The sequence below is a fragment of the Janthinobacterium sp. EB271-G4-7A genome (assembly GCF_020858075.1).
GTDB classification, from domain to species: domain Bacteria; phylum Pseudomonadota; class Gammaproteobacteria; order Burkholderiales; family Burkholderiaceae_D; genus Janthinobacterium; species Janthinobacterium lividum.
The window spans coordinates 59,029-85,469 of record NZ_JACYMI010000004.1 but is presented as its reverse complement, the minus strand read 5'-3'; the positions used below and the strand labels follow the sequence as shown (position 1 = coordinate 85,469).

Annotated in this window: 29 protein-coding genes; 22 read left to right on the top strand and 7 right to left on the bottom strand. The window is 64.0% G+C overall.

The window, feature by feature from the left end; translation table 11 throughout:
• On the bottom strand, positions 1 to 609 hold the full coding sequence (gene petA, locus IGS58_RS23265) for a ubiquinol-cytochrome c reductase iron-sulfur subunit (protein WP_070258529.1): 609 nt from the start codon (positions 607 to 609) through the stop codon (positions 1 to 3).
• A gap of 412 nt (positions 610 to 1,021) precedes the next feature.
• Between petA and mscL the strand changes: the two genes are divergently transcribed.
• The 4 genes from mscL to IGS58_RS23245 are packed head-to-tail and all read left to right on the top strand — an operon-like array spanning position 1,022 to position 3,747.
• Complete coding sequence (gene mscL / locus IGS58_RS23260) at positions 1,022 to 1,471, top strand: large conductance mechanosensitive channel protein MscL (protein ID WP_070223752.1); 450 nt, start codon at positions 1,022 to 1,024, stop codon at positions 1,469 to 1,471.
• A 41-nt stretch (positions 1,472 to 1,512) separates the two neighbouring features.
• Complete coding sequence (locus IGS58_RS23255) at positions 1,513 to 2,673, top strand: Do family serine endopeptidase (RefSeq protein WP_070258533.1); 1,161 nt, start codon at positions 1,513 to 1,515, stop codon at positions 2,671 to 2,673.
• Positions 2,674 to 2,694: 21 nt separating this feature from the next.
• Entirely contained in the window at positions 2,695 to 3,387 is a 693-nt protein-coding gene (locus tag IGS58_RS23250; protein WP_230522812.1) for a DUF2461 domain-containing protein, read from the top strand.
• 15 nt (positions 3,388 to 3,402) lie between these two features.
• A complete protein-coding gene (locus IGS58_RS23245) occupies positions 3,403 to 3,747 on the top strand; it encodes a hypothetical protein (protein WP_225317152.1) in 345 nt (114 codons plus the stop codon).
• Between the two features lie 10 nt (positions 3,748 to 3,757).
• Here the strand turns inward: IGS58_RS23245 and IGS58_RS23240 are convergent, their stop codons facing one another.
• The 5 genes from IGS58_RS23240 to IGS58_RS23220 form a co-directional block, all read right to left on the bottom strand.
• Positions 3,758 to 4,798 carry an NAD(P)H-dependent glycerol-3-phosphate dehydrogenase gene (locus tag IGS58_RS23240; protein ID WP_070258537.1) on the bottom strand — a complete coding sequence of 347 codons (1,041 nt, stop codon included), beginning with the start codon at positions 4,796 to 4,798 and terminating at the stop codon, positions 3,758 to 3,760.
• A 36-nt stretch (positions 4,799 to 4,834) separates the two neighbouring features.
• A complete protein-coding gene (locus IGS58_RS23235; protein ID WP_070258539.1) occupies positions 4,835 to 5,296 on the bottom strand; it encodes an SH3 domain-containing protein in 462 nt (153 codons plus the stop codon).
• A gap of 83 nt (positions 5,297 to 5,379) precedes the next feature.
• On the bottom strand, positions 5,380 to 5,853 hold the full coding sequence (secB, locus tag IGS58_RS23230) for a protein-export chaperone SecB (protein ID WP_034783580.1): 474 nt from the start codon (positions 5,851 to 5,853) through the stop codon (positions 5,380 to 5,382).
• Between the two features lie 160 nt (positions 5,854 to 6,013).
• Entirely contained in the window at positions 6,014 to 6,280 is a 267-nt protein-coding gene (gene grxC / locus IGS58_RS23225) for a glutaredoxin 3 (RefSeq protein ID WP_034783579.1), read from the bottom strand.
• 25 nt (positions 6,281 to 6,305) lie between these two features.
• Positions 6,306 to 6,722: a rhodanese-like domain-containing protein gene (locus tag IGS58_RS23220; RefSeq protein WP_070220898.1), complete on the bottom strand. Its 417-nt coding sequence runs from the start codon at positions 6,720 to 6,722 to the stop codon at positions 6,306 to 6,308.
• Positions 6,723 to 6,828: 106 nt separating this feature from the next.
• Between IGS58_RS23220 and gpmA the strand changes: the two genes are divergently transcribed.
• From gpmA to IGS58_RS23135, 17 genes are all read left to right on the top strand, one after another.
• Positions 6,829 to 7,575, top strand: a complete 747-nt coding sequence (gene gpmA, locus IGS58_RS23215; protein WP_230522811.1) for a 2,3-diphosphoglycerate-dependent phosphoglycerate mutase — start codon at positions 6,829 to 6,831, stop codon at positions 7,573 to 7,575.
• A 77-nt stretch (positions 7,576 to 7,652) separates the two neighbouring features.
• Positions 7,653 to 9,116 (top strand): murein hydrolase activator EnvC family protein, encoded by a 1,464-nt coding sequence (locus IGS58_RS23210; RefSeq protein ID WP_230522958.1) that lies wholly within the window; start codon positions 7,653 to 7,655, stop codon positions 9,114 to 9,116.
• A 47-nt stretch (positions 9,117 to 9,163) separates the two neighbouring features.
• The gene (locus IGS58_RS23205; RefSeq protein ID WP_034783575.1) at positions 9,164 to 10,657 is read left to right on the top strand and encodes a S41 family peptidase; all 1,494 of its coding nucleotides are present in this window, start codon (positions 9,164 to 9,166) and stop codon (positions 10,655 to 10,657) included.
• 8 nt (positions 10,658 to 10,665) lie between these two features.
• Entirely contained in the window at positions 10,666 to 11,427 is a 762-nt protein-coding gene (locus tag IGS58_RS23200; RefSeq protein WP_034783573.1) for a HesA/MoeB/ThiF family protein, read from the top strand.
• Positions 11,428 to 11,520: 93 nt separating this feature from the next.
• Positions 11,521 to 11,973, top strand: coding sequence for a type II secretion system major pseudopilin GspG (gspG, locus tag IGS58_RS23195; protein ID WP_034783572.1), 453 nt, complete (start codon positions 11,521 to 11,523; stop codon positions 11,971 to 11,973).
• A gap of 12 nt (positions 11,974 to 11,985) precedes the next feature.
• Entirely contained in the window at positions 11,986 to 12,480 is a 495-nt protein-coding gene (locus IGS58_RS23190; RefSeq protein ID WP_052140218.1) for a GspH/FimT family pseudopilin, read from the top strand.
• Positions 12,477 to 12,860 (top strand): type II secretion system minor pseudopilin GspI, encoded by a 384-nt coding sequence (gene gspI / locus IGS58_RS23185; RefSeq protein ID WP_034783570.1) that lies wholly within the window; start codon positions 12,477 to 12,479, stop codon positions 12,858 to 12,860. The genes IGS58_RS23190 and gspI overlap by 4 nt, the downstream gene beginning before the upstream one ends.
• Complete coding sequence (locus tag IGS58_RS23180; RefSeq protein WP_034783569.1) at positions 12,860 to 13,483, top strand: PulJ/GspJ family protein; 624 nt, start codon at positions 12,860 to 12,862, stop codon at positions 13,481 to 13,483. Before gspI ends, IGS58_RS23180 begins: the two co-directional genes overlap by 1 nt.
• Positions 13,480 to 14,454: a type II secretion system minor pseudopilin GspK gene (gene gspK, locus IGS58_RS23175; protein WP_230522810.1), complete on the top strand. Its 975-nt coding sequence runs from the start codon at positions 13,480 to 13,482 to the stop codon at positions 14,452 to 14,454. Before IGS58_RS23180 ends, gspK begins: the two co-directional genes overlap by 4 nt.
• A gap of 19 nt (positions 14,455 to 14,473) precedes the next feature.
• Positions 14,474 to 15,703, top strand: a complete 1,230-nt coding sequence (gene gspL, locus IGS58_RS23170; protein ID WP_230522809.1) for a type II secretion system protein GspL — start codon at positions 14,474 to 14,476, stop codon at positions 15,701 to 15,703.
• Positions 15,700 to 16,233 (top strand): type II secretion system protein GspM, encoded by a 534-nt coding sequence (gene gspM / locus IGS58_RS23165; protein WP_034783565.1) that lies wholly within the window; start codon positions 15,700 to 15,702, stop codon positions 16,231 to 16,233. Before gspL ends, gspM begins: the two co-directional genes overlap by 4 nt.
• Positions 16,230 to 17,006: a type II secretion system protein N gene (locus tag IGS58_RS23160; RefSeq protein ID WP_034783563.1), complete on the top strand. Its 777-nt coding sequence runs from the start codon at positions 16,230 to 16,232 to the stop codon at positions 17,004 to 17,006. Before gspM ends, IGS58_RS23160 begins: the two co-directional genes overlap by 4 nt.
• Positions 17,003 to 19,252, top strand: a complete 2,250-nt coding sequence (gene gspD / locus IGS58_RS23155) for a type II secretion system secretin GspD (RefSeq protein ID WP_070258553.1) — start codon at positions 17,003 to 17,005, stop codon at positions 19,250 to 19,252. The genes IGS58_RS23160 and gspD overlap by 4 nt, the downstream gene beginning before the upstream one ends.
• Before the next feature lie 10 nt (positions 19,253 to 19,262).
• Complete coding sequence (gspE, locus tag IGS58_RS23150) at positions 19,263 to 20,684, top strand: type II secretion system ATPase GspE (protein ID WP_211548936.1); 1,422 nt, start codon at positions 19,263 to 19,265, stop codon at positions 20,682 to 20,684.
• Positions 20,685 to 20,694: 10 nt separating this feature from the next.
• On the top strand, positions 20,695 to 21,915 hold the full coding sequence (gene gspF / locus IGS58_RS23145; RefSeq protein ID WP_230522808.1) for a type II secretion system inner membrane protein GspF: 1,221 nt from the start codon (positions 20,695 to 20,697) through the stop codon (positions 21,913 to 21,915).
• Positions 21,916 to 21,930: 15 nt separating this feature from the next.
• On the top strand, positions 21,931 to 22,488 hold the full coding sequence (locus tag IGS58_RS23140; protein ID WP_230522807.1) for a type II secretion system protein N: 558 nt from the start codon (positions 21,931 to 21,933) through the stop codon (positions 22,486 to 22,488).
• A gap of 58 nt (positions 22,489 to 22,546) precedes the next feature.
• Positions 22,547 to 24,805 carry a patatin-like phospholipase family protein gene (locus IGS58_RS23135; protein WP_115057394.1) on the top strand — a complete coding sequence of 753 codons (2,259 nt, stop codon included), beginning with the start codon at positions 22,547 to 22,549 and terminating at the stop codon, positions 24,803 to 24,805.
• Here IGS58_RS23135 and IGS58_RS23130 read toward each other — a convergent pair.
• Complete coding sequence (locus tag IGS58_RS23130) at positions 24,778 to 25,572, bottom strand: helix-turn-helix domain-containing protein (RefSeq protein ID WP_225317153.1); 795 nt, start codon at positions 25,570 to 25,572, stop codon at positions 24,778 to 24,780. The two genes, IGS58_RS23135 and IGS58_RS23130, sit on opposite strands and share 28 nt — an antisense overlap.
• Before the next feature lie 167 nt (positions 25,573 to 25,739).
• Between IGS58_RS23130 and IGS58_RS23125 the strand changes: the two genes are divergently transcribed.
• Positions 25,740 to 26,354 carry an outer membrane protein gene (locus tag IGS58_RS23125; protein WP_034783555.1) on the top strand — a complete coding sequence of 205 codons (615 nt, stop codon included), beginning with the start codon at positions 25,740 to 25,742 and terminating at the stop codon, positions 26,352 to 26,354.
• Positions 26,355 to 26,441 lie beyond the last annotated feature (87 nt).

The window sequence follows — 26,441 nt, the reverse complement described above, 5'->3', positions numbered from 1 at the left end:
TCAAGCCTCGCCTTTCTCGTCTTTACCTATCAGCAATTTAGTGTCGCTCAGGTACATATGGCGCGGCACTTGCAGGTTGTCCGGCGCCGGCTTGTTCTTGAACACGCGGCCTGCCATGTCGAAGGTGGAGCCGTGGCAAGGGCACAGGAAGCCGCCTTCCCAGTCATCGGGCAGCGACGGTTGCGGGCCAGGGGTAAATTTCGAGGAAGGGGAGCAGCCCAGGTGGGTGCAGATGCCGACGGCGACGAGAATTTCAGGCTTGATCGAGCGCGCCTCGTTCATGCAGTACGGCGGCGTGAATTCGGCGGGATTGCGTTGTGAATTGGCATCGGCGACCTTGCCATCGGTTTGCTTGAGCGACGCGATCATTTCCGGCGTGCGCTTGAGGATCCAGACCGGCTTGCCGCGCCATTCGACGGTGCGCATTTCGCCGGGTTGCAAGGTGGTGATGTCTACTTCGACCGGCGCGCCAGCCGCTTTCGCGCGCTCCGACGGCTGGAAGGTGCTTACCAAGGCTCCCGCGGTTGCCAATCCAACTACACTGCCCGCCGCGCACGTGGCGACGAGCAAGCCGCGACGGCCTGAATCGACCTGCTTTTCGTTACTCATGCAAACCCCAATCAGTCAAAATGCGAATCTTTATTATGAGTGGCAGCCGCGAAAAACCCGTCGCCGAAGCTCTTTCCCACTGTTTGCCGCAACCCGCATCTTTGTACGGTAAAGTGGCAACATCCCTGCGGAACTTCGGCCAATGGCGCAGCCCGTGCCAGTTTCTTGTTGATTATCCGGAAGTGAAAAAGCCACTTCTGGCAACCGCAAATTATAAGTGAAGCAAACAACGAATAAAACAAAAACGTTGCTTGTACCATAATTTATATACTTTTGCAGGAGGTGGCTAGTTCTTTCGAACTAGATGCGCACGGCTGTGCCGGAATTGGTCCTGCTGGCAACCACAAGTTGGTGTCCCCAGGAATCAATAGTATGATCGGCATGTTTTTATATCTATCCGAAGGAGAAATTCATGGCAATGATGAAGGAATTTAAAGAATTTGCAATGAAAGGCAATGTCGTCGATCTGGCGGTCGGTGTCATTATCGGTGGCGCCTTCGGCAAGATTGTCGATTCCCTGGTGCAAGACGTGATCATGCCGCCCATCGGCCGCATTTTCGGCGGCCTCGATTTTGCCAATTACTACCTGCCCCTGAATGGCCAGGCGACAACGATGACCCTGGTGGAAGCGAAAAAGGCGGGCGCCGTGCTGGCCTACGGTAACTTCCTGACCATTTTGCTCAATTTCATCATTCTTGCTTTCATCATCTTCCAGATGGTGCGCCTGATGAACAAGGCCCGCCGCAGCGAACCGGTCGCGCCGGCGCCGGCACCGGCCACGCCGGAAGACATCGTGCTGCTGCGTGAAATCCGCGACTCCCTGCAGCAGAACGCACGCAACAGCAACAATCTGGCAAAATAAGTCGTTCCGGCACGGGCCGGCTGACCTGGGCAGAGAACTGTATGCGACGATTCTGGTTATTGTTTGCGCAAACCGTGACGATCGCGTTGGCGCTGTACTTTGTGTACGGCGCGCTGCGCCCGGCCAGCCGGGTACAGCAGCTGGGCTCTCCTGCGAAACCGGTGCCCGTGGTGGAAACGGCGTCCAGCAGCCTGGCGCCCGGTTCCTACCGCGACGCGGCGGCGCGCGCCATGCCCGCCGTCGTCAATATCCTCACCCTGCAAGTACCCAAGCGCGGCGCCCATCCGCTGGCGCGCGATCCCTTCTTCAAACGTTTCTTCGGCGACCGCGACCCGGACGGCGAGGATGGCGAGGACTTGAAAAACAGCCTCGGCTCGGGCGTCATCGTCAGCCATGAAGGCTATGTGCTGACGAATAACCACGTGGTCGAAGGCGCCGACGAAATCGAAGTCGTGCTCACCGATGGCCGCAAGGCGCCCGCCAAGGTCGTGGGCCTGGACCCGGAAACGGACCTGGCCGTGATCAAGATCGACCTCGACAAGCTGCCCGTCATCGTGCTGGGCCAGTCGGAACTGGCGCGCGTGGGCGACGTGGTGCTGGCCATCGGCAACCCGTTCGGCGTGGGCCAGACGGTGACCATGGGCATCATCTCGGCCCTGGGCCGCAACAACCTGCACATCAACAGCTTTGAAAACTTCATCCAGACGGATGCTGCCATCAACTTCGGCAATTCGGGCGGCGCCCTGGTCGATACGCGCGGCAATCTGATCGGCATCAATACGGCGATCTACTCGCAAAGCGGCGGTTCCGTCGGCATCGGCTTCGCCATTCCCGTCTCGACGGCCAAAACGGTGATGGAAGCCATCATCAAGGATGGCCACGTGGTGCGCGGCTGGATCGGCGTGGAAACGCAGGACATCACCCCCGAGCTGGCGCAAAGCTTCAACTTGCAGCGCACCAGCGGCGCCATCATCGCCGGCGTGGTGCGCAACGGGCCGGCCGACAAGGCGGGCATCGTGCCCGGCGACATCCTGCTGACGGTGGACGGCAAGCCCGTGGGCGACACGACGGAAATGCTGAACCTGATCGCCCAACTGCCGCCCGGCGGAAAAGCTAAAATGACGGTGCTGCGCAAGAATCGCGAAGCGGCGCTCGACGTGATGGTGGGCAAGCGCCCCATCCCGAAAGAGCTTTCCAAATAGTTGCTGATCGGAATTTGACACATGCATGTGCGTGATTTGACCCAATTTTTACGTGAACTGAGCGACAACAATAACCGTCCCTGGTTTGTCATGAACAAGCCCCGCTACGACATCCTGCGCGAGGAATTCCTCGCCCTGGTCACCAGCCTGATCGGTGAGCTGGGCAAGTTCGACCCGGCCGTGAAGTACTGCAATCCGAAGAAGGCGATGTTCCGCATCAACCGCGACGTGCGTTTCGCGCACGACAAGAGCCCGTACAAGACGCGTTTTTCGGCCGCCATCGCGCCGAACGACATGCGCCGTCCCAGCAAGGCGGGCGGCCCCACGTATTATCTGCAGATCGATGGCCAGGGCAACCTGCTGTTCGGCGCCGGCGAATACATGCCGCCACCGGGCCGCCTGAAGGCGCTGCGCGAGCATATGCTCAACGACGCGCCAGGTTTCTCCAAAGTGCTGAAGAATAAGCGCTTGAAGGCCCGCTTCGGCACCATCCAGAACGAGGGCAAATTGCAGCGCCCGCCCAAGGGTTTCGAGGCGGATGCCGAACATATCGAATTCATCAAGCTGAAAAGCTTTTTTGTCTGGACCGAAGTGCCGCTGCCTGTCAACGAGCCCGAGAAACTGCTGCCGACCCTGGCGGAAGGCTTGAAGGATGCATGGCCGCTGGTCGAGTGGATGCGCGGCGCGAAAGAGCCGGAGGAAGTCACCGAGTAATTGCGGAAGGAGCACATGATGGCACTGGAGCACGCAAGTTCAGGACAGGTGATCGAGGTGCTGCGCAGGGACGGCGACGACCTGTCGCAGTTTTCCGCCATTGCGCTGGCCAAGACGGACGAACTGGAATTGATCCGCATGTGCATGCCCAAGGGCAAGACCATGCCCGAGCATCATGTGCTCGGTGAAATCACCCTGCTGTGCCTGCAGGGGCAGGTGGCGGTGACGGCGCATGGCGGAGTGCAGCTGCTGGGGCCGGGGCAGATGCTGTACCTGCTCGGCGGCCAGGCGCACGCCCTGGAAGCGCGCGAAGACAGTTTATTGTTGCTGACCATACTCATGCACAAGGCTGGTCGCTAGGTTTTTCCCGTCAAGCCGCCTCGGCGCGCGGATCGCGCGACAGCAGTTGCTGCACCATCACGTGCGGCAGATCGCCGTCGAACAGCACGCCGGCCACCGCGTTGGTGATCGGCATGTCGACGCCCATGCGGCGCGCCAGTTCGCGCACGGCCTTGGCGCAGGGCACGCCTTCTGCTACATGACCGAGTTCGGCCACGATGGTGGCCAGCGCCTTGCCTTGCGCCAGGCCCAGGCCGACGCGGCGGTTGCGCGACAGGTCGCCCGTGCACGTCAAAATCAAGTCGCCCATGCCCGTCAAGCCCATGAACGTTTCCGTCTGGCCGCCCAGGGCCGTGCCCAGGCGCGTGATTTCCGCCAGGCCGCGCGTGATCAGCGCGGCGCGCGCATTCAAGCCCAGGCCCAGGCCGTCGGCCACGCCTGTGGCAATGGCCAGCACGTTCTTGACGGCGCCGCCCACTTCCACGCCCACCAGGTCTTCGCTCGCATACACGCGGATGGTGCCGCCATGTAAGGCCGAGACGACGGCGCCGCGCAAGGCGGCGCTGTGCGAGGCGATGGTCAGCGCGCACGGCAAGCCGCGCGCCACTTCCTGCGCGAACGAAGGGCCGGACAGGGCGCCGCCCGGGATATTGTCGCCCAACACTTCCTGCACGATCTGGTGCGGCAGCAAGCCCGTGCCGCCTTCAAACCCTTTGCACAGCCACACCAGGTTGCCGATGGCCTTGTCTTTCAATTGATGCAGCATGGGCCGCAAGCCTGCCACGGGGCAGGCGGCGATCAAGAGGCCGTGTTCGCCGTCGGCATGCGCGACGGCGGCGTCGAAATCGGCACCGATGCGCAGTTGCGGCGGCAAAGGGAAGCCTGGCAAATAGCTGTTTTCACCGCTGGCGGCCATGGCGGCCATGGCTTCGCCATTGCGGCCCCACAGCAGCACGTCGTGGCGGCCGGCCAGGGCCATCGCCACGGCCGTGCCCCAGGCGCCAGCGCCCAGGATGGTGATCTTGCGGGCGGTGGGAATGATATCGGGAGTGACTTCAGGAGAAACTTGCATGCAACCTCAATGGGGCAGGGGGAACGGGTGCGGTGCTTACATGCCCCACACTTCGCTGGTCTTGACGTAGCCGCTCTGGCCATCCTTGTGGCGCACCTTGACCCAGCCGGAGGTCGGTTGCTCGCTCATTTCCAGCAGCACGCCCTTGTCGACGAGGATGATGGCGGAGGCGGTGTCGTCGGGGCTGGCGCGAACCTTGAGGTTCGCGGCGCGTGCCACGACGTTGCGCTTGGCCGACAGGCCCTTGGCTTCCGTCCAGGCCATTTCGCCGCTGGCGTCGCGTACCTTGACCCATTCGCCGTAGCTGAGCACCACTTCCAGCGGCATGCCGCGTGGCGCCACGTACAGCTTGCCGCCCTTGGAGGATGGCGCGTCGTACAGGATCACGGGAGCCGCGCCCACCGTTTTGAAATCGACGGCGTGGCTGGCGGCGGTCGCCAGCAGCAGTACGGCGCCGGCCATCCAGCGGAACTTGCTCAAGAGCGCACTTTTCAACATGATATTTTTGAACCTTAACGAAACACGGCGGCCAGGCCGCCGTGTCAGGCCAGCCTTGACGGCCGGCGGGGTCTTGCAAGAGCTTAGTGCGTTTCGCTGGCTGCTGGAGCTGCGGCAGCGGCGTCAGCAATAGCTTGCAGACGTTGTTGGTAGAACACTTCGAAGTTGATCTCGGCCAGGTGCACTGGCGGGAAGCCGGCACGGGTGATCACGTCGGCGATGTTGGCGCGCAGGTAAGGGTAGATGATGTTCGGGCAGCCGATTCCCAGCAGCGGATCGAGTTGATCAGCAGGAATGTTGCGTGCTTCGAAGATACCGGCTTGCTTGCCTTCAACCAGGAAAGCGACTTTTTCGCCGACTTTGGCGGTCACGGTGATGGTCACGGTGGCTTCGAAGATGCCGTCGGCCAGAGGCGCAGCGCCCACGTCCAGAGCTACTTCGATCGCTGGTGCTTCTTGTTCCAGGAAAATAGCTGGGGAATTTGGTTGTTCCAGCGACATGTCTTTCAGGTAGACGCGTTGGATTTGGAAGACTGGTTGCAGATTTTCGTCAGACATGGAACGCTTTCGTTGTAAAGGACAAGAACGGCACACCGTTCAAATATGGTGCTTGCGGTATTCAAACCGCGCCGGGTAGGCGCGGCCAGATCAGGTGCGAGGGCAATTGTATCAAAACAATACGACAAAAAACCAAGCAATTTCTCGAACCCGCTTTATATCAGGCTGCCGTGCCATTTAACAAGGGGTCCAGCTTGCCGGCTTGATCGAGCGCATACAAATCGTCGAATCCGCCCACGTGGGTATCGCCCACATAGATTTGCGGTACCGTGCGGCGGCCCGTGCGTTCCATCATCTTGATGCGCTCTTCCGGGTCGAGGTCGACGCGGATCTTTTGCACGGTCACGCCCTTGGCTTCCAACAGGCGCTCGGCGCGCACGCAATACGGGCACACGGCGGTGCTGTAAACAATAACAGGTACGGTCATGATGATTCCTTCAGTTAATGCTGGTTTATTTCGCCAGCGACAAGGTTTTCAATGGCAAACCCTGCTTTTTCCATTCGTCGAGGCCGCCTTCCAGGCTCGTTGCCTCAGCGAAACCGGCTTTGCCCAGCAGGCCGACGGCGGTTGCCGAACGCGAACCTTTCTGGCAAACCACTACAATGGGGCGCGTTTTGAATTTTTCCAGCTCGCCCATGCGTTTTGCCAGTTCCGGCAGCGGAATATTTTTTGCGTCAGGCAAGTGGCCCGTGGCGAATTCTTCCGCGCTGCGCACGTCGACGATGATGGTTTTGCCGCGGTTGATCAGTTGCGTGACTTCCAGCACGGTCGCGCGCTTGCCGCGCATCGACAGCAGTGGCCAGAGGAGGGCGCCGCCGGAAATAATGACGATGGCAAACAGAAAAATGTGGTCGATAATGAATTTCACGTAGGGTCCAATGGTTTAAGTCAATCCGCGCATTATAAAATAGAAGCTGGACGAGGTCTTTTTACGTTTTGCTTTTTTGATTTGAACCCCTTGAGAAGATAGAACTATGTACAAAATCGTTTTCATGCGTCACGGCGAGTCCACCTGGAACCTCGATAACCGCTTCACCGGCTGGACCGACGTCGATCTGACGGAAAAGGGCGTCAACGAAGCCAAGGCCGCCGGCCAGATCCTCAAGCAGGAAGGTTTTACGTTCGACGTGGCCTACACTTCCGTCCTGAAGCGCGCCATCCGCACCCTGTGGCTGGCGCTCGACGAGATGGACATGATGTATTTGCCGATCAAGAACGACTGGCGCTTGAACGAGCGCCACTACGGTGCCCTGCAAGGCCTGGACAAGGGCGAGACGGCTGCCAAGTATGGCGACGAGCAAGTATTGGTATGGCGCCGCAGCTACGACACCCCGCCGCCTCCGCTGGAAGCGAACGACGACCGCGCCTCGTTCAACGATCCGCGCTACGCCGGCTTGCCGAAAGCGTCGATTCCGCTGACCGAATGCCTGAAAGACACCGTGGCGCGCGTGATGCCGGCCTGGGATGACGAAATCGCCCCGGCCATCCGCGCCGGCAAGAAAATCATCATTTCGGCCCACGGCAACAGCTTGCGCGCGCTGATCAAGATGCTCGATGGCATCAGTGACAGCGACATCGTCGGCCTGAACATCCCGAACGGCCAGCCGCTCGTGTATGAACTGGACGCCGACCTGAAACCGATCCGTCATTACTACCTGGGCGACCCGGCAGCGATTGCGGCAGCGCAAGCGGCCGTGGCGAACCAAGGGAAGGCCAAGTAATTTTGTCGTCTTTCTTCCGCGGCACAGCCATCGCCCCCTCTGCTGAACGACCCCTGCCGGCGTGGCGCGCCGGTGCCATGCTGTGCCTGGCGCTGCTGCTTTCCAGCGGTGCCGCGCAGGGCGCCAAGCCCACCGAACGCAGCAAGCAGAAGGCGGCCGCGGAAGCACAACGTGCTGGATTGCAACAAAAACTGACGGCGCTCAAGCGCGACATCAGCCGCACGGAAAGCGCCAAGGATGACGCGGCCGATACCCTGGCCGAATCGGAAGAAGCCATTTCCAACGCCAACCGCGCCTTGCGCGACCTGGCGCAGGAGCAAAGCGAGACGGGTGTGAAACTCAATGCGCTGGGGCAAGAGCATCAGCAATTGACGGCCACCGTCGAGAAACAAAAGACGCAGCTGTCGAAGTTGCTGCGTGAACAATATGTCGCCGGCAACGAAGACCGCATCAAGCTGCTCTTGTCGGGTGACAACCCCAACCGCATCAACCGCGACTTGCAACTGATGGCATATGTGTCGCAGGCGCAGGCGCGCCTGCTGGAAGCCTTGCGCGCCAACTTGCTGGCCGTGGAGAAAAACCAGGCGGACGTGCAGAACGCCAAGGATGAACTGGAAGAAATCGCGCAGGAAGAGCGCGACCAGAAAGCTTTGCTGGTGCAGGAGAAGGCGCGCCGCGCTGCCTTGCTGACGAGCTTGTCTCAGCGCCTGGTGGCGCAGCGCAAGGAAGTGGGCAATGTCGAGCGCGACGAACAGCGCATGGGCAACCTGGTCGACAAGCTGGCAAAACTGATCGAAGAGCAGGCCGCCGCTGCCGCAGCGGAAAAGAAACGCCAGCAATTGCTGGCCGAGCAACGCGCCGCCGCCAAGGCAGCCGCCGACGCCAAGATCGCGGCGGAAAAACGCGAACGCTTGCTGGCCGCGCGCGCCAAGGCCGCCCAGGCGCAGGCTGAACGCGAACGAATTGCGAAAGAGCAACAAAACAAGTCGGGCAAGATCAAGCCGCAAACGCCGCCACCGCCGCCCGTGAAACTCGAACCGATCGACGACGACGAACCGCCGCAAGTGGCGAAGGTGGCGCCGAAACCCGAACTGAAGCCGGAACCGGAGCCGGAACGCCCAAGCCTGGGCCCGGCCGCGCCAGCCGGCGCCTTTGCCAGCCTGAAAGGGCAGCTGCGTGCCCCCGTGGCGGGCAAGATCGCGGCCCGTTTCGGCAGCAAGCGCGGTGACGGCCCCAGCTGGAAGGGCGTGTTCATCCGCACGGGCGAAGGCAGCGAGATCCACGCCATCGCCGGCGGCCGTGTCGTGTTTTCCGACTGGCTGCGCGGTTTCGGCAATTTGATTATCGTCGACCATGGCGGCCAGTACATGAGTATTTATGGCAATAACCAATCGCTGCTGAAACGCGTGGGCGACGCCGTCAAGGGCGGCGACGCCATTGCCAGCGCGGGCAACAGCGGCGGCAACGAGGAATCAGGGCTATACTTTGAACTGCGTCATCAGGGCCGCGCCTTCGATCCAGCCACCTGGGTGAAGTTTTAAGTTCCCACCATTGCTGCGGCAGCGAATTTGTAGATTGCGAAGAATACATGGGTATCAAAGTCAAAAGTATCGGCCTGATCGGTCTGGGCGTACTGGCCGGCATCGGCATGTCGCTGCAGTTCCCGGCCGTGGCGCAGAAAATCACGAATGCCCCGCTGCCGCTCGACGAGTTGCGCCAGCTGTCCGACGTCTTTGGCCTGATCAAGACCGATTACGTCGAGAAGGTGGAAGACAAGAAACTCTTGACGGAAGCCATTTCCGGCATGGTCTCGTCCCTGGACCCGCATTCTGTCTACCTCGATAAAAATGCCTTCAAGGAAATGCGCGAAAGCGTGCAGGGCAAGTTTGTCGGCATCGGCATCGAAGTGAGCATGGAAGACGGCTACGTGAAAGTCGTTTCGCCCATCGAGGACAGCCCTGCCGCCAAGGCCGGCATCCTGGCGGGCGACCTGATCACCCGCCTCGACAATATCCCGCTGAAAGGCTTGCAGCTGGAAGAAGTCATCAAGAAGATGCGCGGCCAGCCTGGCAGCAAGCTGGTGCTGACGATGTCGCGCAAGGGCGAGAGCAAGCCGCTGGTGTTTCCCATCGTGCGCGAGGAAATCCGCGTGCAAAGCGTGAAGGCCAAGATGGTCGCGCCCGGCTATGCCTGGCTGCGCATCGCCCAGTTCCAGGAACCGACCGTTGATGACATGGTCAAAAAGATCAACGCGCTGTATGCGCAAGACCCCAAGCTCAAGGGCCTGGTGCTGGACTTGCGCAACGATCCCGGTGGCGTCGTGCCGGGCGCTATTGGCGTGGCAACAGCATTCCTTCCGGGCAACTCCGTGATCGTGTCCACCAAGGGCCAGTTGCCCGAGTCGAAACAGGTGTTCTATGGCCGCCGCGAATTCTATGCGCCGCCGGGCGCCAAGGCCGACCCGCTGGCCAAGCTGCCGGCCGCGCTGAAAACCGTGCCGCTGGTGGTGCTGGTCAATGCCGGTTCCGCGTCCGCGTCGGAAATCGTCGCCGGCGCCTTGCAGGATTACCAGCGCGCCACCGTCATCGGCACGCAAACGTTCGGCAAGGGTTCCGTGCAAACCTTGCGCCAGATCACGGCCGACACGGCCGTCAAGCTGACGACGGCCCGCTATTACACGCCGAAAGGCCGGGCCATCCAGGCGCGCGGCATCGTGCCCGACTTGCTGGTCGATGAAACGGCCGAAGGCGATGGCTGGAACAGCCTGCGCATCCGCGAGGCGGACCTGGAAAAACACTTGAGCAGCAACGACGGCAAGCCGGAAGCGGCCAAGCCGACGATGGAAGGCATGCAGGATCAGCTGGAAGAAGAGCAACGCCTGATCGCCACGGCGAAAAAGCGCAAACCGCTGGAATACGGCGCCAAGGATGATTTCCAGCTGCAGCAAGCCTTGAACCATTTCCAGGGCTTGCCGGTGCAGCTGGCCAAGGTGGACCCGAAGGCGGAGAAGATCGGTGCCAAGCCGGAAATTGCTTCCGACATCAAGGCCGATGACAAGAAGACTCCTGTACGGAAACCGTAGTCGCCGCCATGAACGACCATCAGCTGCTGCGCTACTCGCGCCACATCCTGTTAGACGAGATCGGCATCGAAGGCCAGCAAGCCTTGCTCGATGCGCATGTGCTGGTGATCGGCGCGGGCGGGCTCGGCTCGCCGGCCGCCATGTACCTGGCGGCCAGCGGCGTCGGCAAGCTGACCCTCGTCGATGACGACACGGTCGACCTGACCAATCTGCAGCGCCAGATCGCCCACACGACGGCGCGCGTGGGCCAGCCGAAAGTGCTGTCGGCGCGCGAAACCTTGACCGGCATCAATCCCGAGATCGACATCATCGCCTTGCAGGAACGCCTCGACGGTGCGCGACTGGCAGAACTGGTCTTATCCAGCACGGTGGTGCTCGACTGCACCGACAACTTCGCCACGCGCCACGCCGTCAACCGCGCCTGCGTGGCGGCCAGGGTGCCGCTGGTGTCGGGTGCCGTGATCCGTTTCGACGGACAAGTGAGCGTGTTCGACCCGCGCACGGGCACGCAGCCATGTTATTCCTGCCTGTTTCCGCAGGAGCAGCAGTTCACGGATGAGGCATGCTCGACCATGGGCGTGTTCGCGCCGCTGGTGGGCGTGGTGGGCGCCATGCAGGCGGCCGAAGCGCTGAAACTGATCATGGGCGTGGGAGAGTCCTTGGCCGGACGCCTGCTGCTGCTCGACGGTTTGCACATGGAATGGAGCAGCATGCGCGTCGCGCGCGACCCCGGCTGCGCCGTTTGCGGCGAAGTGGTCTTGCCGGCCTGACAGCCCCCGCAGAAATTTTTCCCTATATGACAGGCTTTGTCATATTTCCGCTTTATACTCTGCACTCATTACTCACCTTCTTCTCTCTTTCTTATGCAAAACGCAGCAAACCGTTCGATACGCCAGCGCCGTGCGCGCGGCTTCACTTTGATCGAAATCATGGTCGTGGTGGTGATCATGGGTATCCTCGCGTCGCTGGTGGTGCCCAAGCTGATCGCCCGCACGGGTGAGTCGAAAGTGGCGGCGGCGAAGGTCGATATCGCCACCGTGATGCAAGCTTTGAAACTGTATCGCCTGGATAACCAGCGCTACCCGACCACCGAACAGGGCTTGCAGGCGCTGATCGAAAAACCGACCACGGGACCGGCCGCGAATGGCTGGAAAGCGGGCGGTTACCTGGAAAAGATGCCGAAGGATCCATGGGGCAACCCGTACCAGTTCCTGTCGCCGGGCGTGAAAGGCGAAGTCGACATCATTTCGCTGGGCGCCGACGGCCAGCCTGGCGGTAGCGGCGACGATGCCGATATCGGCTCCTGGGAACTGTAAGTTTTCCATTGCATGCCTGCCATGACCACCGGCCGTGCACTGCCCCGGCCCCGCGCCTGCGGCTTCACGCTGATCGAGCTGCTGGTGGTGATGGTCATCATTGGCGTCACCCTGGGCCTGGTGTCGCTGAACGCCATGCCGAATGGCCAGCAAGCGCTGCAGAAGGAAGCCGAGCGCATCGCGCTGCTGCTGCAACTGGCGCGCGATGAAGCCATCGTGCGCAGCCGGCAGGTGGCGTTCGAGGCTGACGAAAATCAATACCGTTTCCTGGTCCTCAATGAAAAGCTGTGGCAACCCGTGACGCAGGACGATTTGCTGCGCGAGCGGGCGTTTGCCAACACGCCCATGCTGCTCAGCGTGCAGCCGTCGAACAGCGTGGCCCAGCCTTTGCGCATCATCTTCGGCCGCGAACCGGTCGACAAGCCTTTCGTGCTGACCCTGGCCAGCGGTGAACGCAGCGTGGCCATCCGCGCCGACGGCATCGGCCACTTCACGGTCGAGCAATGATGCGACTCCCACGTCATGGCCGCCAGCGCGGCTTCACTTTGCTGGAAGTCCTGGTCGCCCTCGTCATCGTCGGCACGGCCCTGGGCGCCTCGCTGCGCGCCGTCGGCAGCCTGACGCAGAACAGCGATGGCTTGCGCAGCGCCATGATGGCCACCTGGTCGGCGGAAAACCATTTGGTGCGCTTGCGCCTGGCAAAAACCTTTCCGCAGACGGGCAAGCGCACGGTCGACTGCCCGCAGGGCGACTTGAAACTGATCTGTGAAGAAGAAGTGGTGGCCACGCCGAATCCCCGTATCCGGCAAGTGCGCGTCAACGTGTATGACGCGCAATATCCGGCCCGGCGCATCGTGCGCCTGGTGTTACTTTCCTTTAACGACTGATGGCGCGCCGCACTGTTCCTGCTGGCGGTTTCACCCTGATCGAGCTGCTCGTGGCGATCGGCATCCTGGCCATGGTCGCCGTGCTGGGCTGGCGCGGCCTGGACAGCATCATGCGTTCGCGCGAAGTGCTGACCAGCCAGCTGGAGCAGGCGCGCGGCATGCAGCTGGCGTTTGCCCAGATGCAGAGCGATTGCGACCACCTGGCCGGCGCCGGCTTGAGCACGAGTTTGCTCAATGGCCGCATCAACCTGTCGGCGGAAAATGACCGCCTGACCCTGGTGCGCCTGGCCGCGTCGGAACAGGAACCGCAACAGTTGCAAGTGGTCACTTACCGCCTGCGCGGCGGCGTGCTGACGCGGCGCGAGTCGAACGGCACGCGCGACCTGGCCGTACTCGACACCTTGTGGCAGGCCGCGCGCGACGATACGGATACCTCCAGCGCCGACGTGGCCCTGATGCAGGGTGTCGACAGCATGGTCATGCGCGGCTGGAGCAATGGCGCCTGGAACGTGCTGACGGCGGGCGCCACCATCTCCAAGCAGGTGCCCGGCCTGGAAGTGACCTTGCAGATGCCGGGTCAGGACGCGGGCCTGTCCAAAGTCTTTTTACTGGGGCCGGGATGAAGCCGTTTACGCGCCCTTCGCGCCAGCGCGGCGTGGCCGTCATCACGGCCTTGCTGCTGACCGCGCTGGCGATTACCGTCGTCGCCAGCCTGTTCTGGCAGCAGCAGGTGCAAGTGCGTTCGATGGAAAACCAGCGTTTGCGCCTGCAGACGCAGTGGGCCATGCGCGGCATGGTCGACTTTGCCCGCTTCTGGCTGCGCCAGGACAATCCCATGCTGACGGCCGCCGACGGCGTGTGGGCCACGCCCATCGAGGAAGCGCGGCTCGACGATTATGTGGACCGCGAAAAGGTCGACACGGAAAAATTCGACGCCACCGTCTCGGGCCGCGCGCTCGACGCGCAGGCGCGCTTCAATATCACCAACCTGGTCGACGCCACGGGCAGCATCAATCCGAAACAGGTGCTGGCCTACCAGCGCCTGTTGGCCAACATGAAGCTCGACAGCGGCCTGGCGCAAGCGACGGCCGACGCCGTGCTGCGCGCGCGGCCGAAACCACGCACTGCCGACAGCGGCGCCGATGGCAAGACGCCCGCTGCCACGCCTGCCACGGGTGGCGGCAGCGAGCCGGTGGCGTTCACGCAGGTCGAGGATTTGCTGGCCGTGCCCGGCTATACGCCGCAGATGGTCGAGCAGCTGCGCGATGTCGTCATCATCTTGCCGGAAATCACGGGAGTCAACGTGAATACGGCGCCGGCCGAGGTGTTGGCGGCCGTGACGATGATGTCGCTGTCCGAGGCCAGCGCCCTGACCTTGAGCAATCCGCGCAAAAAGTTTGTCGATAAAGCAAATTTCCAGAATAATATTAATGCTGAACTGATTGAAGGCGTGGAACTCGATGTGAAGAGCCGCTATTTCCTCACCGTCATCCGCGTGCGGCTGGACCGTGCCGCCCTGGATGCCGTGGCGCTCATCAATCGAAAAACGGATCCGCAGCGCACCACCAGCCTGGTCTGGTTGCGGGAAAATTAACAGCTGAAAGCGAGTCACTTTGACAATATTGCATATCCGTCACCCGGCCAAGGCGTCCACCGACAGCGCGCCTGCCTGCTCCTTCGTGCTGGCCGGCGACGGCGGCGCCCTGCTGCAGCAAGGCAGCGCGCCGCTGGGCAGCCTGGGCCAGCTGATTGCCGGCGCGAAGCAGGTGGTGCTGCTGCTGGCCGCGGCCGACGTGACCCTGCTGCGCCTGAAAACGCCGCCGCTGGCCGGCGCCCGTTTGCGCGCGGCCTTGCCCGGTCTGGTGGAAGAACACATCCTTGGCGACACCCAGGATTGCCTGCTGGCCGCCGGCATGCCCGATGCTGCCGGCATGCGCACGGTGGCCGTGGCGCAGCGCGCCTGGGCCGAGGTACTGGTGAAGGCCTTGCTGGCGCAGGGCGCGCGCAAGGTGGCGCTGCTGCCGTCGCAGCTGTGCCTGCCCTTGCAGCCGGGCAGCGTGACGGCCGCCCTGCAGGCAAGCGGCGATGGCCTGGAACTGGCCTTGCGCCAGGCGCCGCAAGAGGGCCTGGGCCTGGTCTTGCCAGCCCAGCCGCAGCAGGCGCTGCTGACGACGCGCGCGTTTGCCGGCGACGTGCCCCTGACGGTCTATGTGGCGCAGGCCGAGCTGGCGCAGTATCAGCAGCTCGCTGCCGGCATGGAGGGCGTGACGGTGGAGCTTGACCATTGGGCGCACTGGATCGCCGGCGCCAAAAATGCGGGACTGGACCTGGCCGCCGCCCTGGGCACGGCGACGGGATCGGCCACCGAATGGCGCCGCTGGCGCTGGCCGCTGCGCCTGGCGCTGCTGGCCGTGATCGTCAACCTGGCCGGCATGAATATCGAATGGATGCGGCTGAAGCGCGAGGCCGCCACCGTGCGCACCTCGATGCAGCAAACCTTCAAGGCTGCGTATCCGAACGAAGCGCCCGTGTATGGCCTGGAAGCGGAGCAGATGCGGCGCAATATCGCTGCTGCCCGCCTGCAGGGCGGGCAGGCCAGCATGGATGACTTCACCAGCATGAGCGCGGCGCTGGGCGAAGCGCTGGGCGGCCTGGCCGGACGCGGCGTGGTGGCGTCGCTGGAATACCGCGAGCGCAGCCTGATCGTCAGGCTGAAGCCGGACATGGTCGACGCCAGCGCCCAGGCGCAGGTGCGCGACGGCCTGGCCGCGCGCAAGCTGGCCTTGAATGAAACGGCGCCGGGCGTGTGGAAGATCACGCCGGCCACGGGAGCAAAAGCATGAGTGCAGCAGTCAACAAGGCGCGCGCCGCGTGGGCGGGGCAGCAGCAGGCCGTGCAGGCCTTCTGGGCCGAGCGCACGCAGCAGGAGCGCAAGCTCTTGAGCATCGGCGGCGTGGTGGCGGGGCTGGCCCTCGTCTACGCCGTATTCTTCGAGCCGGCCTGGACGGGCCGCATCGCCTTGCAAAAGAGCTTGCCCGAGCTGCGCCAGAATGCGGCCCAGCTGCAGGCGCTGGCGCGCGAAGCGGGCGACCTGGCGCGCCAGGCGCCCGTGCAGGTGGCACCCATGAGCCGTGACAGCATTGACGCCTCGCTGAAAGCGCGCGGCCTGGCGCCGCAATCGCTGTCGCTGACGGGAGAGTACGCGCGCGTGCAGCTGAATGGCGTGCCATTTGCCAGCGTCATGCTGTGGCTGGACGGCTTGCGCCGCGAAGGCCGCGTGGCGGTGCAGGAAGCGAAGATCACGGCGCAGGGCAAGGCGGGACTGGTCGATGCCAGCCTGACCCTGCACCAGAGCCCGGGCGCGGCGCGATGATGCGCTTGCTTGCCTGGCTGCTGGCCATCATCGTCAGCGTCTGCGTCACCCTGCTGGTATTTTTTCCGGCCGGCTGGGTGGCCAGTATCGTGGAAAAGCAGACGGGCGGACGTTTGACCTTGGGCGATGCGCAAGGTACCCTGTGGCGCGGCTCGGCCTTTATCGGCGGGGCGGCCAGCGCGAATGGCGCCGTGACGCCGCTGCTGCCGGGGCGCTTCAGCTGGCGCATTTCGCCATCCGTGCTGTGGGGATCGGTGGATGTGGAATTGCAGAATGCGCAGGCGCTGTCGCAGGCGGTGAATCTGCGCGGTTCATGGTCGCACTGGCAGGTCAGCCCGGCGGCCCTGCTGCTGCCGGCCGATGGCCTGGGCGGCCTGGGGGCACCTTTGAATACCGTGGCGCCGACGGGCAGCATGCGCCTGTCGTGGAGCACCCTGCAGCTGGCACTGGAAAAACAGCAGTTTTCCGCCGTCGGCCGCACGACCTTGCAAATGACGGACATGGCGTCGCGCCTGTCGTCCTTGCGTCCGCTGGGCAGTTATGAGCTTGATTTCGATTGGCAGGGGCAGCAGGCGGCATTGACCTTGCGCTCCATCCGGGGACCGCTGCTGCTCGACGGCAGCGGCAGCCTGCAACAGGGGCGCATGCAGTTTTCCGGCCAGGCCCAGGCCGCAGCAGGATATGAAGAGACCTTGGCGAGTTTGTTGAATTTGCTGGGACAGCGCCGTAGCAATAGCGAAAAAAACATCATCGCCTTAGAGTTCAGACAATGAAAAAACCATCCGTGAGCCCAAATAAATCCACCTTCTCGCTGCGCCGCCTGTCGGCCGCCGCCTTGCTGTGCTGTTCCGTGGCCGGCATGCCGGCGCCCGTCTGGGCCGCGCCCGGCGACGAAGCGGCGCTCAATTTTGTCGGCGCCGACATCGAGTCCGTGATCAAGGCGGTGGGCCATTACACCAACATCAATTTCGTCATCGACCCGCGCGTCAAGGGCACGATCACGCTGGTGTCGGAAAAATCGATCAGCAAGACGCAGGCCTTCGCCCTGCTGGCATCGGCCTTGCGCCTGCAAGGCTATGCGGTGGTCTCCGGCGACGGCTATGCGAAAGTGGTGCCGGAAGCGGACGCCAAGCTGCAATCCGTGCCGACCCAGGTGGGCAACGGCGCCAGCCAGGTGAAGGGCGACCAGATCGCCACCCAGGTGTTTTACCTGAACTATGAATCGTCGGCCAACCTGCTGGCCGTGCTGCGCCCTTTGATTTCGCCGAACAACACGATCAACGCCAACCCGGGCAACAACTCGCTGGTGATCACCGATTACGCGGATAACCTCAAGCGCCTGGCGAAGATCATCGCCGCGCTCGACGTGCCCGCCTCGACGGACCTGGACGTGATCCCCGTGCGCTATGCCATCGCGTCCGACCTGGCCTCGATGGTGAACAAACTGATGGAAGGCGGGAATGCGGGCGGCGCTGCAGGGGCCGATGCGGGCAAGGTCTCCGTGCTGGCCGATCCGCGCACCAATTCGCTGGTGCTGCGCGCACCGTCGGCGGCGCGCGCCAACCTGGCCAAGTCGCTGATCTCGAAGCTGGACCAGCCCACCACGCAGCTGGGCAATGTGCACGTGGTGTACCTCAAAAATGCGGACGCCACCAAGCTGGCGCAAACCCTGCGCTCGGTCGTGACGTCGGACGGCACGGCCGCCTCGGCGCAGCAGCCGACCAGCAACAGCCTGAATACGAATAACCAGAATAACCAGGGCAGCGGCATGAACAGCACTGGCCTGGGCGGCAATACGCAAAGCGGCACCTCGGGCGGCGCTTCGCTGAGCAACGGACCGCAGCAGCTGTCGTCGGGCGGCGCGGCCGGCTTCATCCAGGCCGACGCTTCCACCAACACCCTGATCCTGACCTGTAACGAGGCTGTCTACCGCAACCTGCGCGCCGTGATCGACCAGCTCGACGTGCGCCGCGCCCAGGTCTACATCGAGGCGCTGATCGTCGAAGTGACGTCGGCCAAGGCCTCCGAATTCGGCGTGCAGTGGCTGGGGCTTTCCGGCGACAGCAACAGCAGCTACCGCGTGGGCGCGCTGCAGTCGTTCGCCGGCGGCACCGACAACAATATCGCCAAGCTGGCGCTGGGCGGCGGCAAGGTGCTGCCGACGGGCGGCCTGACGCTGGGCATCTTCAAGCAGATCAACGGCGCGCTGGGCCTGGGCGCCGTGGCGCATGCGCTGGAATCGGACGGCAACGCGAATATCCTGTCGACGCCGAACCTGATCACCCTGGACAACGAGCTGGCCACCATCAAGGTGGGCCAGAACGTGCCTATCCTGACGGGCCAGTACACGAGCACGGCCGGCACCAACACGAATCCGTTCCAGACCATCGACCGCAAGGAAGTGGGCCTGACCCTGAAGGTGCGTCCGCAGATTTCCGAAGGCGGCACCATCAAGCTGGGCATCTATCACGAAACGTCGAGCGTGGACAAATCCACGTCGACGGCCGTCAGCGGCATCACCATCAACAACCGCGTGATCGAAAACAATGTGCTGGCCGACGATGGCCAGATCATCGTGCTCGGCGGCCTGATCGAGGACAGCACGGGCGACAATGCGGAAAAAGTGCGCGGCCTGGGCGACATTCCCCTGATCGGCAACCTGTTCAAGTACCAGACGCGCGAGCGCAAGAAAACCAATCTGATGATCTTCCTGCGCCCTGTCATCGTGCGCAACAAGGAGCAGAGCGGCAGCCTGGCGGCCGACCGCTACGACTACATGCGTTCGGCCGAGACGGCCGCCGTGCCGGCTTCAGGCAATTTGATGCTGAAAGACCTGGGCACGCCTGTGCTGCCGGCCTTGCAGGATGGCCAGCCGGTGGGCGGCAACATGGTGACGCGTCCCGTGCCGCCGGCGCCGACGCCGCCGCCAGGCGCGCCGGCCAATGCGGCCACGCCGCCGCAGTCGCTGCTGCAGCAATACCAGCAGCAGCCGCAACAGCTGCCGCAGCCGCAGAAGTGATGGGACAGTCATGAGTAATCTGCTTCCCTACGCCTACGCGCGCGATTTCGGCTTGCTGGCCCGGCCCGGTGCCGTCGACGGCGCACCCGTCGACGTGCTGGTGGCCGCATCGACGGCGCCGGCGGCGATTGCCGAAGTATCGCGCCGTTTCGGCCAGATTCAGTTGACGGTGCTGCCGCGCGGCGAACTCGATGCGGCCATCGCCGGCGCCTACGCGGGCGGCGGCGGCGATGCGTCGCAGATGGCCGATGAATTCGACGCCGACTTGGATTTGACCAAGCTGCTGCAGGACGTGCCGGCCATCGAGGATTTGCTCGAATCGTCCGACGACGCGCCCGTCATCCGCATGATCAACGCGCTGCTGACGCAGGCGCTGCGCGAAGGCGCGTCCGATATCCACATCGAGCCGTTCGAGCAGACCTCCGTCGTGCGCTTCCGCATCGACGGCAGCCTGCGCGACGTGGTGCGCCCCCGTAAAGCCATTCACGGTTCGCTGATCTCGCGCATCAAGATCATGGCGCAGCTCGACATCGCGGAAAAGCGTTTGCCGCAGGATGGCCGCATCACCCTGCGCGTGGGTGGAAAACCCGTCGACGTGCGCGTCTCGACCCTGCCTACCGGGCATGGCGAACGGGCCGTGCTGCGTTTGCTGGACAAGGAAGCGGGCCGCCTCGACTTGCAGCACCTGGGCATGAGCGCGCCCATGCTGGGGCAGTTCGATGGCCTGATCACGCAGCCGCACGGCATCGTGCTGGTCACGGGCCCCACCGGCTCGGGCAAGACGACGACCCTGTACGCGGCGCTGTCGATGCTCAACGCCACCACGACGAACATCCTGACGGTGGAAGACCCGATCGAGTACGATCTGGCCGGCGTGGGCCAGACGCAGGTCAATCCGCGCATCGACATGACGTTTGCCAAGGCGCTGCGGGCGATCCTGCGGCAGGACCCGGACGTGATCATGATCGGCGAGATCCGCGACCTGGAAACGGCGCAGATCGCCGTGCAGGCATCCTTGACGGGCCATCTGGTGCTGGCGACCCTGCACACGAACGACGCTTCGGCGGCCGTCACGCGTTTGCTCGACATGGGCATCGAGCCGTTCCTGCTGTCCTCGTCGTTACTCGGCGTGCTGGCGCAGCGCCTGGTGCGCAAATTGTGCGGCTCCTGCAAGACCTTCGACGGGCAATACTGGCAGGCTGTCGGCTGCGAGCATTGCGGCCAGACGGGCTACCAGGGCCGCGTGGGCGTGTATGAGCTGCTGCGCACGACAGAGCAGATCCGCGCGCAGATCCACAACCGCGCGTCGGAAGCGGAAGTGCGCACGGTGGCCCTGCAGGATGGCATGACGAGCATGCGCGACGACGGCGAACGCTGGCTGCGCGACGGCACCACCACGCAGGCTGAATTGCTGCGCGTGACCAAAGACTAGGCCCGCCACCATGCCCGCATTCCGCTATGAAGCCGTCGACGCCCAGGGCGCCACCCGCAAGGGCGTGCTCAATGCCGACAGTCCCCGTTCCGCGCGCGCCGAGCTGCGCGTGCAAGGCCTGGTGCCGCTGGCCGTCGAGCCGATCGCCGCGCAGGTCGATGCCGCCGGCGTCACCAAACGGCGCGGCTTCGGCGAGCGCCTGTCCAGCACCGAGCTGGCCCTGTTTACGCGCCAGCTGGCCAGTTTGCTGGAAGCGGGCCTGCCGCTGGAGCAGGCGTTTTCCGCCCTGCTGGAACAGGCCGAGCGGCCGTATTTGCGCGACCTGATCGCCTCGATCCGCTCGGAAGTGATCGGCGGCGCCGCATTTTCCGACGTGCTGGCGCGCCATCCGCGCGATTTCGCGGAGATATATCGGGCGCTGGTGGCGTCGGGCGAGCAGATCGGCCATCTGTCGCGCGTGCTGTCGCGCCTGGCCGACTACATCGAGCGGCGCAACGCGCTGGTGCAGAAGGTCAAGCTGGCCTTTACGTATCCGGCCATCGTTACGGTGGTGGCGTTTTCCATCGTGATTTTCCTGCTCACCTATGTGGTGCCGCAGATCGTTTCCGTGTTCGCCAATACCAAGCAAAAGCTGCCCATGCTCACCGTGATCATGCTGGCGCTGTCGGACTTCGTGCGCCACTATGGCATCGTCGTGGCGATTGTCCTCGTCGGCGCCTGGTTTGCCTGGCGCCGCGCGCTGCAGCAGCCAGCCCTGAAACGGCGCTGGCATACCTGGCTGCTGACGGCGCCCTTGTACGGGAAATTCGAGCGCAGCCTGAATACGGCGCGCTTTGCCAGCACCCTGGCCATCACCACGGGTTCCGGCGTGCCGATCCTGCGCGCGCTCGACACCAGCCGCGACACGCTCACCAACGTGGCGATGCAGGAGCTGGTGCAGGAGGCCAGCGGCGCCGTGCGCGAGGGCGTGAGCCTGGCGCGCGCGCTGTCGGCGCAAAAGCATTTTCCGCCCATGCTGATCCACATGATACGCGCCGGTGAAATCACGGGCGAGCTGCCGGCCATGCTGGAACGCGCCGCCAGCGCGCAGGAACAGGACCTGGAACGCCGTACCCTGACGATTGCCGGCCTGCTGGAGCCGGCACTGATCCTGGCGATGGGCGTGGTGGTGCTGCTGATCGTGCTGGCCGTGCTGATGCCGATTATCGAAATCAATCAGCTCGTAAGATAAGAATCCAAGGAAGCCATGAAGCGTTTGCCTCAAGTTACAAGTTTGCTCGCCGTCGTGGCGCTGTCCGTATCGCTGGCCTATTGGGCCATGCAGCTGTTCAAGGCGCCGCAACGTCCCATCAACCCGCCCGCCGTGCCGGTGGTGCAGGATGCCAGCGTGGAGGCGGGCGCTTCGCTGTTTGGCGGCCAGGTCAGCGTGGCCACGGCCAGCAATTACCAGCTCAAGGGCGTGGTCGCCGCCGGCAATGGCCGCGGCAGCGTGGCCATCATCTCGACCGATGGCAAGCCTTCCGTGGCCCTGCCGGAAGGCGCCGAGGTGGTGCCCGGCGTGACGGTGCTGGAAGTGCATGCGCGCCACGTGCTGCTGCGCGATGGCGGCGTGAGCAAGCGCATCGACCTGGTGGCCGATGACAAGGCGCTGGCCTTGCCGGGGCAAGTGTCCGCCACCCCAGCGCCGGCCGCGGCCCCTGCGCCGGTCTCGAACCTGGTGCCGCCGCCGCTGCCGATGGAGCAGCAGCGGCCGGCGACCATGATGCCGGCGCCGCAAGTGAGCAGCGTGCCGCCGCCGAATTAACGCTGTTCTTATCGTATTTTGCCGATGGCGCCATGCCGCCATCGCTACAGGAGTCTTCATGTTCTCGATCCGTGCCGTCCTGGCGGGCTGCGTGGCGGCGCTATGCGCCTTGCCGGCGGCTGCCGCAGCCGACGTCCCCGCCGCCACTACCTCTACCTCCGCTGCCACCCTGGCCGTGCCCGCGACCGTAGCGGCGCGCCCGCGCATCGCCCTGGTGCTGTCGGGCGGCGGCGCGCGCGGCCTGGCGCATATCGGCGTATTGAAAGTGCTGCAGGAGCTGCATGTGCCGATCGACATGGTGGTTGGCACCAGCATGGGCGGCGTGGTGGGCGGCGCGTATGCGGCCGGCGCTTCCGTGGCGGACCTGGAAAAGATGGCGCGCGAGACCAACTGGGCGCGCGTGGTGGCCGACCGGCCGCCGCGCGACGAACTGGCGTTCCGCCGCCGCGAGGAAGATTTGTTGCTGCCGTCGCGCATCGAATTTGGCGTGAGCCGCAACGGCATTTCCACGCCGCCGGCCGCGGCCAGCAATGCGGCACTGGAGATGGCCTTGAACCGGCTGTTGCCGGCCGGCATGCGCGACCGCCCCGCCAGCCAGTTGCCGCTGCCTTTCCGCTCTGTTGCGTCGGACCTGGTCAATGGCGAGCTGGTGGAACTGGTCGACACGCCCCTGTTCCTGTCGATGCGCGCCTCGCTGGCCGTGCCGGGCGTGTTTGCGCCCGTGCGCGTGAATAACCGGCTGGTGGTCGATGGGGGCCTGGTGCGCAACCTGCCCGTCGACATGGCGCGCGCCATGGGCGCCGACATTATCATTGCCGTCAACGTGGGCACGCCGCTGGCGCCGGAAAAAGACCTGGGCAGCGCCATCGGCGTGGCGCAGCAGATGCTGCAGATCCTCACGGAGCAGAATGTGCAGCGTTCGCTCAAGGAATTGCAGGCGCAGGATATCCTGGTGGCGCCCGATTTGACGGGCGTCAGCTTCCTCGACTTTGAAAACTATGCGCGCGCCATGCGCGCCGGCGAGCAGGCGGCGCAGGCCTTGGCCGCCCGCCTGGCGCCGCTGGCCCTGCCGCCGGAACAGTATGCGGCGCGCGAGCAGCTGCGCCTGGCCGCGCCGGCCTTGCTGGACGTGGCCCTGCCGCTCACGCGCCTGGCCGTGGAGAGCGAAGGCGATATCAATCCGCGCATCCTGCAGGCGCAATCGGGGCTGGTGGAAGGGCAGGCCGTCACCCAGGAAGATGTGCTCAAGGCGGCGGCCAGGCTGTATGGCCGGGGCGACGTGGCGCGCGTGGAGACGGACGTGGTCGATTCCGGCGACCAGCGCGCCGTCACCATCAAGGCGGTCGAAGCGCCGTGGGCCAGCAACCGCCTGCGCGTGGGCCTGGAACTGGCCAGCGATTTCAGGGACAGCAATAATTTCGCCCTGAAGCTGCTGCATGCGCGCTCAAACTTGAACAGCTGGGGCGGCGAGTTGCGCAGCACGGCGCAGATCGGCAATGCGCGCGGCTATGGTGTGCAGTTCTGGCAGCCGCTGGGGGCCGGCAACCCGTGGTATATCGCGCCGCAGTTGCAATACACTTCGTCGGCGATAGATTTGTTCGACAATGGCCGGCGCAGCGCCCGCCTGGCCTATAACGGCCAGACAGCTGCACTGGTGCTGGGACGCCAGTTCGGTACCTGGGGCGATCTGCAGTTCGGCGTCGCTCGTACGGAAGTCAAGGGCAAGCTGGCGATTCCGGCCGACCCTACGCAGCCGGAGTCGCGCGCGCTGGGCACCACGCAGTTCGTGCGATTCCGCGCCGATACGCTCGATTCGCCGGGCTTTCCCACGCGCGGCGTCCTGCTTGAGGCCACCTGGGCGCGCGATACGACCACGGGGGCGGGCGAGGCGGCCCTGGGCCAATCGTCCATCACGGGGTTGAAGGCCTTTGGCCGCGGCAACTGGGCCGGTCACGTGTATGGCGAATGGGCGCGCTCACAGCGTGACGAAGCGCCGCTCAATCTCGGTGGTTTCCTGCGCTTGTCCGGCACGGAATTTGACTCGGTGAGAGGACGCAGTATCGCCTTCGCGCGCTTCGTGATGGCGCGCCGCATCGGTTCCCTGCCCAGCACCCTGGGCGGTGCCGTGCGGGCCGGCTTTTCGCTGGAAATGGGCGGCGGCTTCGATCAGAGCGAGCGCTGGAAAGCCAGCAAGTTCACGCAGGCCAGCAGCGCCTTCATTTCCGTCGATACGCGCTTCGGTCCCGTGTATGTGGCCTCGGGCGCATCGAAGGGCGGCGAGAGCACCTTCTATCTGTTCCTGGGACCGGTCTGGTAAACGGCGCCTGGCGCGGTGGACGAGGCGGACGCCGTGCTGCGGCGCAGGGCCGTGAAGGCGGCAAATTCCCATGAGCGAAAACCCAGCAGCAGGGTAAAACCGTCGCGCTCGGCAGGCGCCAGGCGCCGGTCGTTCTGGTGCAGGCGCGCCAGTTCCTCGGCCAGCTGGCGGATCTTTTGCACCAGCTCCTGCGCGCTCGACAGCGACAGGCGCGCCGGAATGCACATCAGGGTTTCGCCAGCGCCGTCAAAATGCCCGCTGAAATAATCGGCCACCACGTGTTCGCGGAAGTACTGTTGCACCGGGCCGTCGGCCAGCCAGTGGAAGGCATTCGAGACGCGCAGGCTGTAGCGGTTCAGCGGCTTGAGTTCGATCAAGCCCAGCCGGTCCAGCTCGGCCAGGCAGCCGATGCATTCGGCCTGCGTCAGCGCATACGTTTCCACCACCTGCTCCAGGCTCCAATGGCCCAGGCAGCAGATCGCCACCAGCAGCAAGCGCGGATGCGCCACCAGCGACTTTTCCTGCACCAGCGTGAGCGTGTCGGCATGCGGCGTGATGTCGGCCGCGCCGCGCAGCACGTCCTCCATGGCAATGCCCGAGGCCTTGCAGATCAGGGCCAGGCGCGACAGCGACATGTCGTGCTGGCCAAACATGCGCTTGACGCTCGATTCGCTCATGCCGATGCGTTCGGCCAGTACCTTGTAGGTGATGCCGGCAGCGCGCAGTTGGGTGCGCAGTACGCGCAAAACCAGTTCAGGTGAACTCACGATAGTTCCTTTATGCAAGTTTGGTAGCGGATGACGGTACCGAATGTAGCCGTTAACGGCACTTTGCACAAGGTGATAGTACTTTTCGGCAAAAGCGATGACACTCCCGCTTGTGGCTCGCGCAGCGCGCTACAACCAGGCAATCCATCCACTTGTAGAGGTTATCCATGTTCCCATCTTTCCGTTTCCCCGCAGCGCTGCTGGCGCTGGCCACCATCGCCCCCCTGCATGCCGTCGCAGCTGAACCGGCACCGGGGCCGTTCTATGCGGGCGCCAGCTATGGCTTTCGCGCCAGTAGCGGCCTCGATTGCATCGCCGGACAAAGCGATTGCGACAAAAGCAGCAAGCGCAATGGCAAGGCCTACCTGGGTTACAGTTTCGACGCGCTGCCGTTTCAGGGCGGCGTGGCCCTGCCTTCGATTGAGCTGGTGGGGTACATGGGCGGCGAGGTCAAGTCCGGCTTCGACACGGACGCGGGCAAGCGCGCTGGCCGCGGCAAGTTCACGGGCCTCGGCATGCAGGGCGTGCTCGGTTACCAGTTTGACGCGTTTACATTGAGTGGCCGCGCCGGCGCGGCATACACACAGGGCAAGGTTGATTATCTGGGCGGCGGTTCGGACAAGAAGAGCAAGATCGGCTTGACCTACGGCATCGGCGCGGCGTATGCGCTGAACAAGAATTGGTCGCTGCACCTCGATTGGGACCGCGTGCCCGTCAAGTACAACAGCAAGCAAACGACCAAGGTCGACATGTTTTCGCTGGGCGCGTCCTACCGCTTCTAAGGGGGACGTTCAGCAGACGATGGCCTGATGGCGGACGCCCCCAGAAAGGGGTGTCCGCGGGCGGCCTGACATGCCCATGGCGGCGTT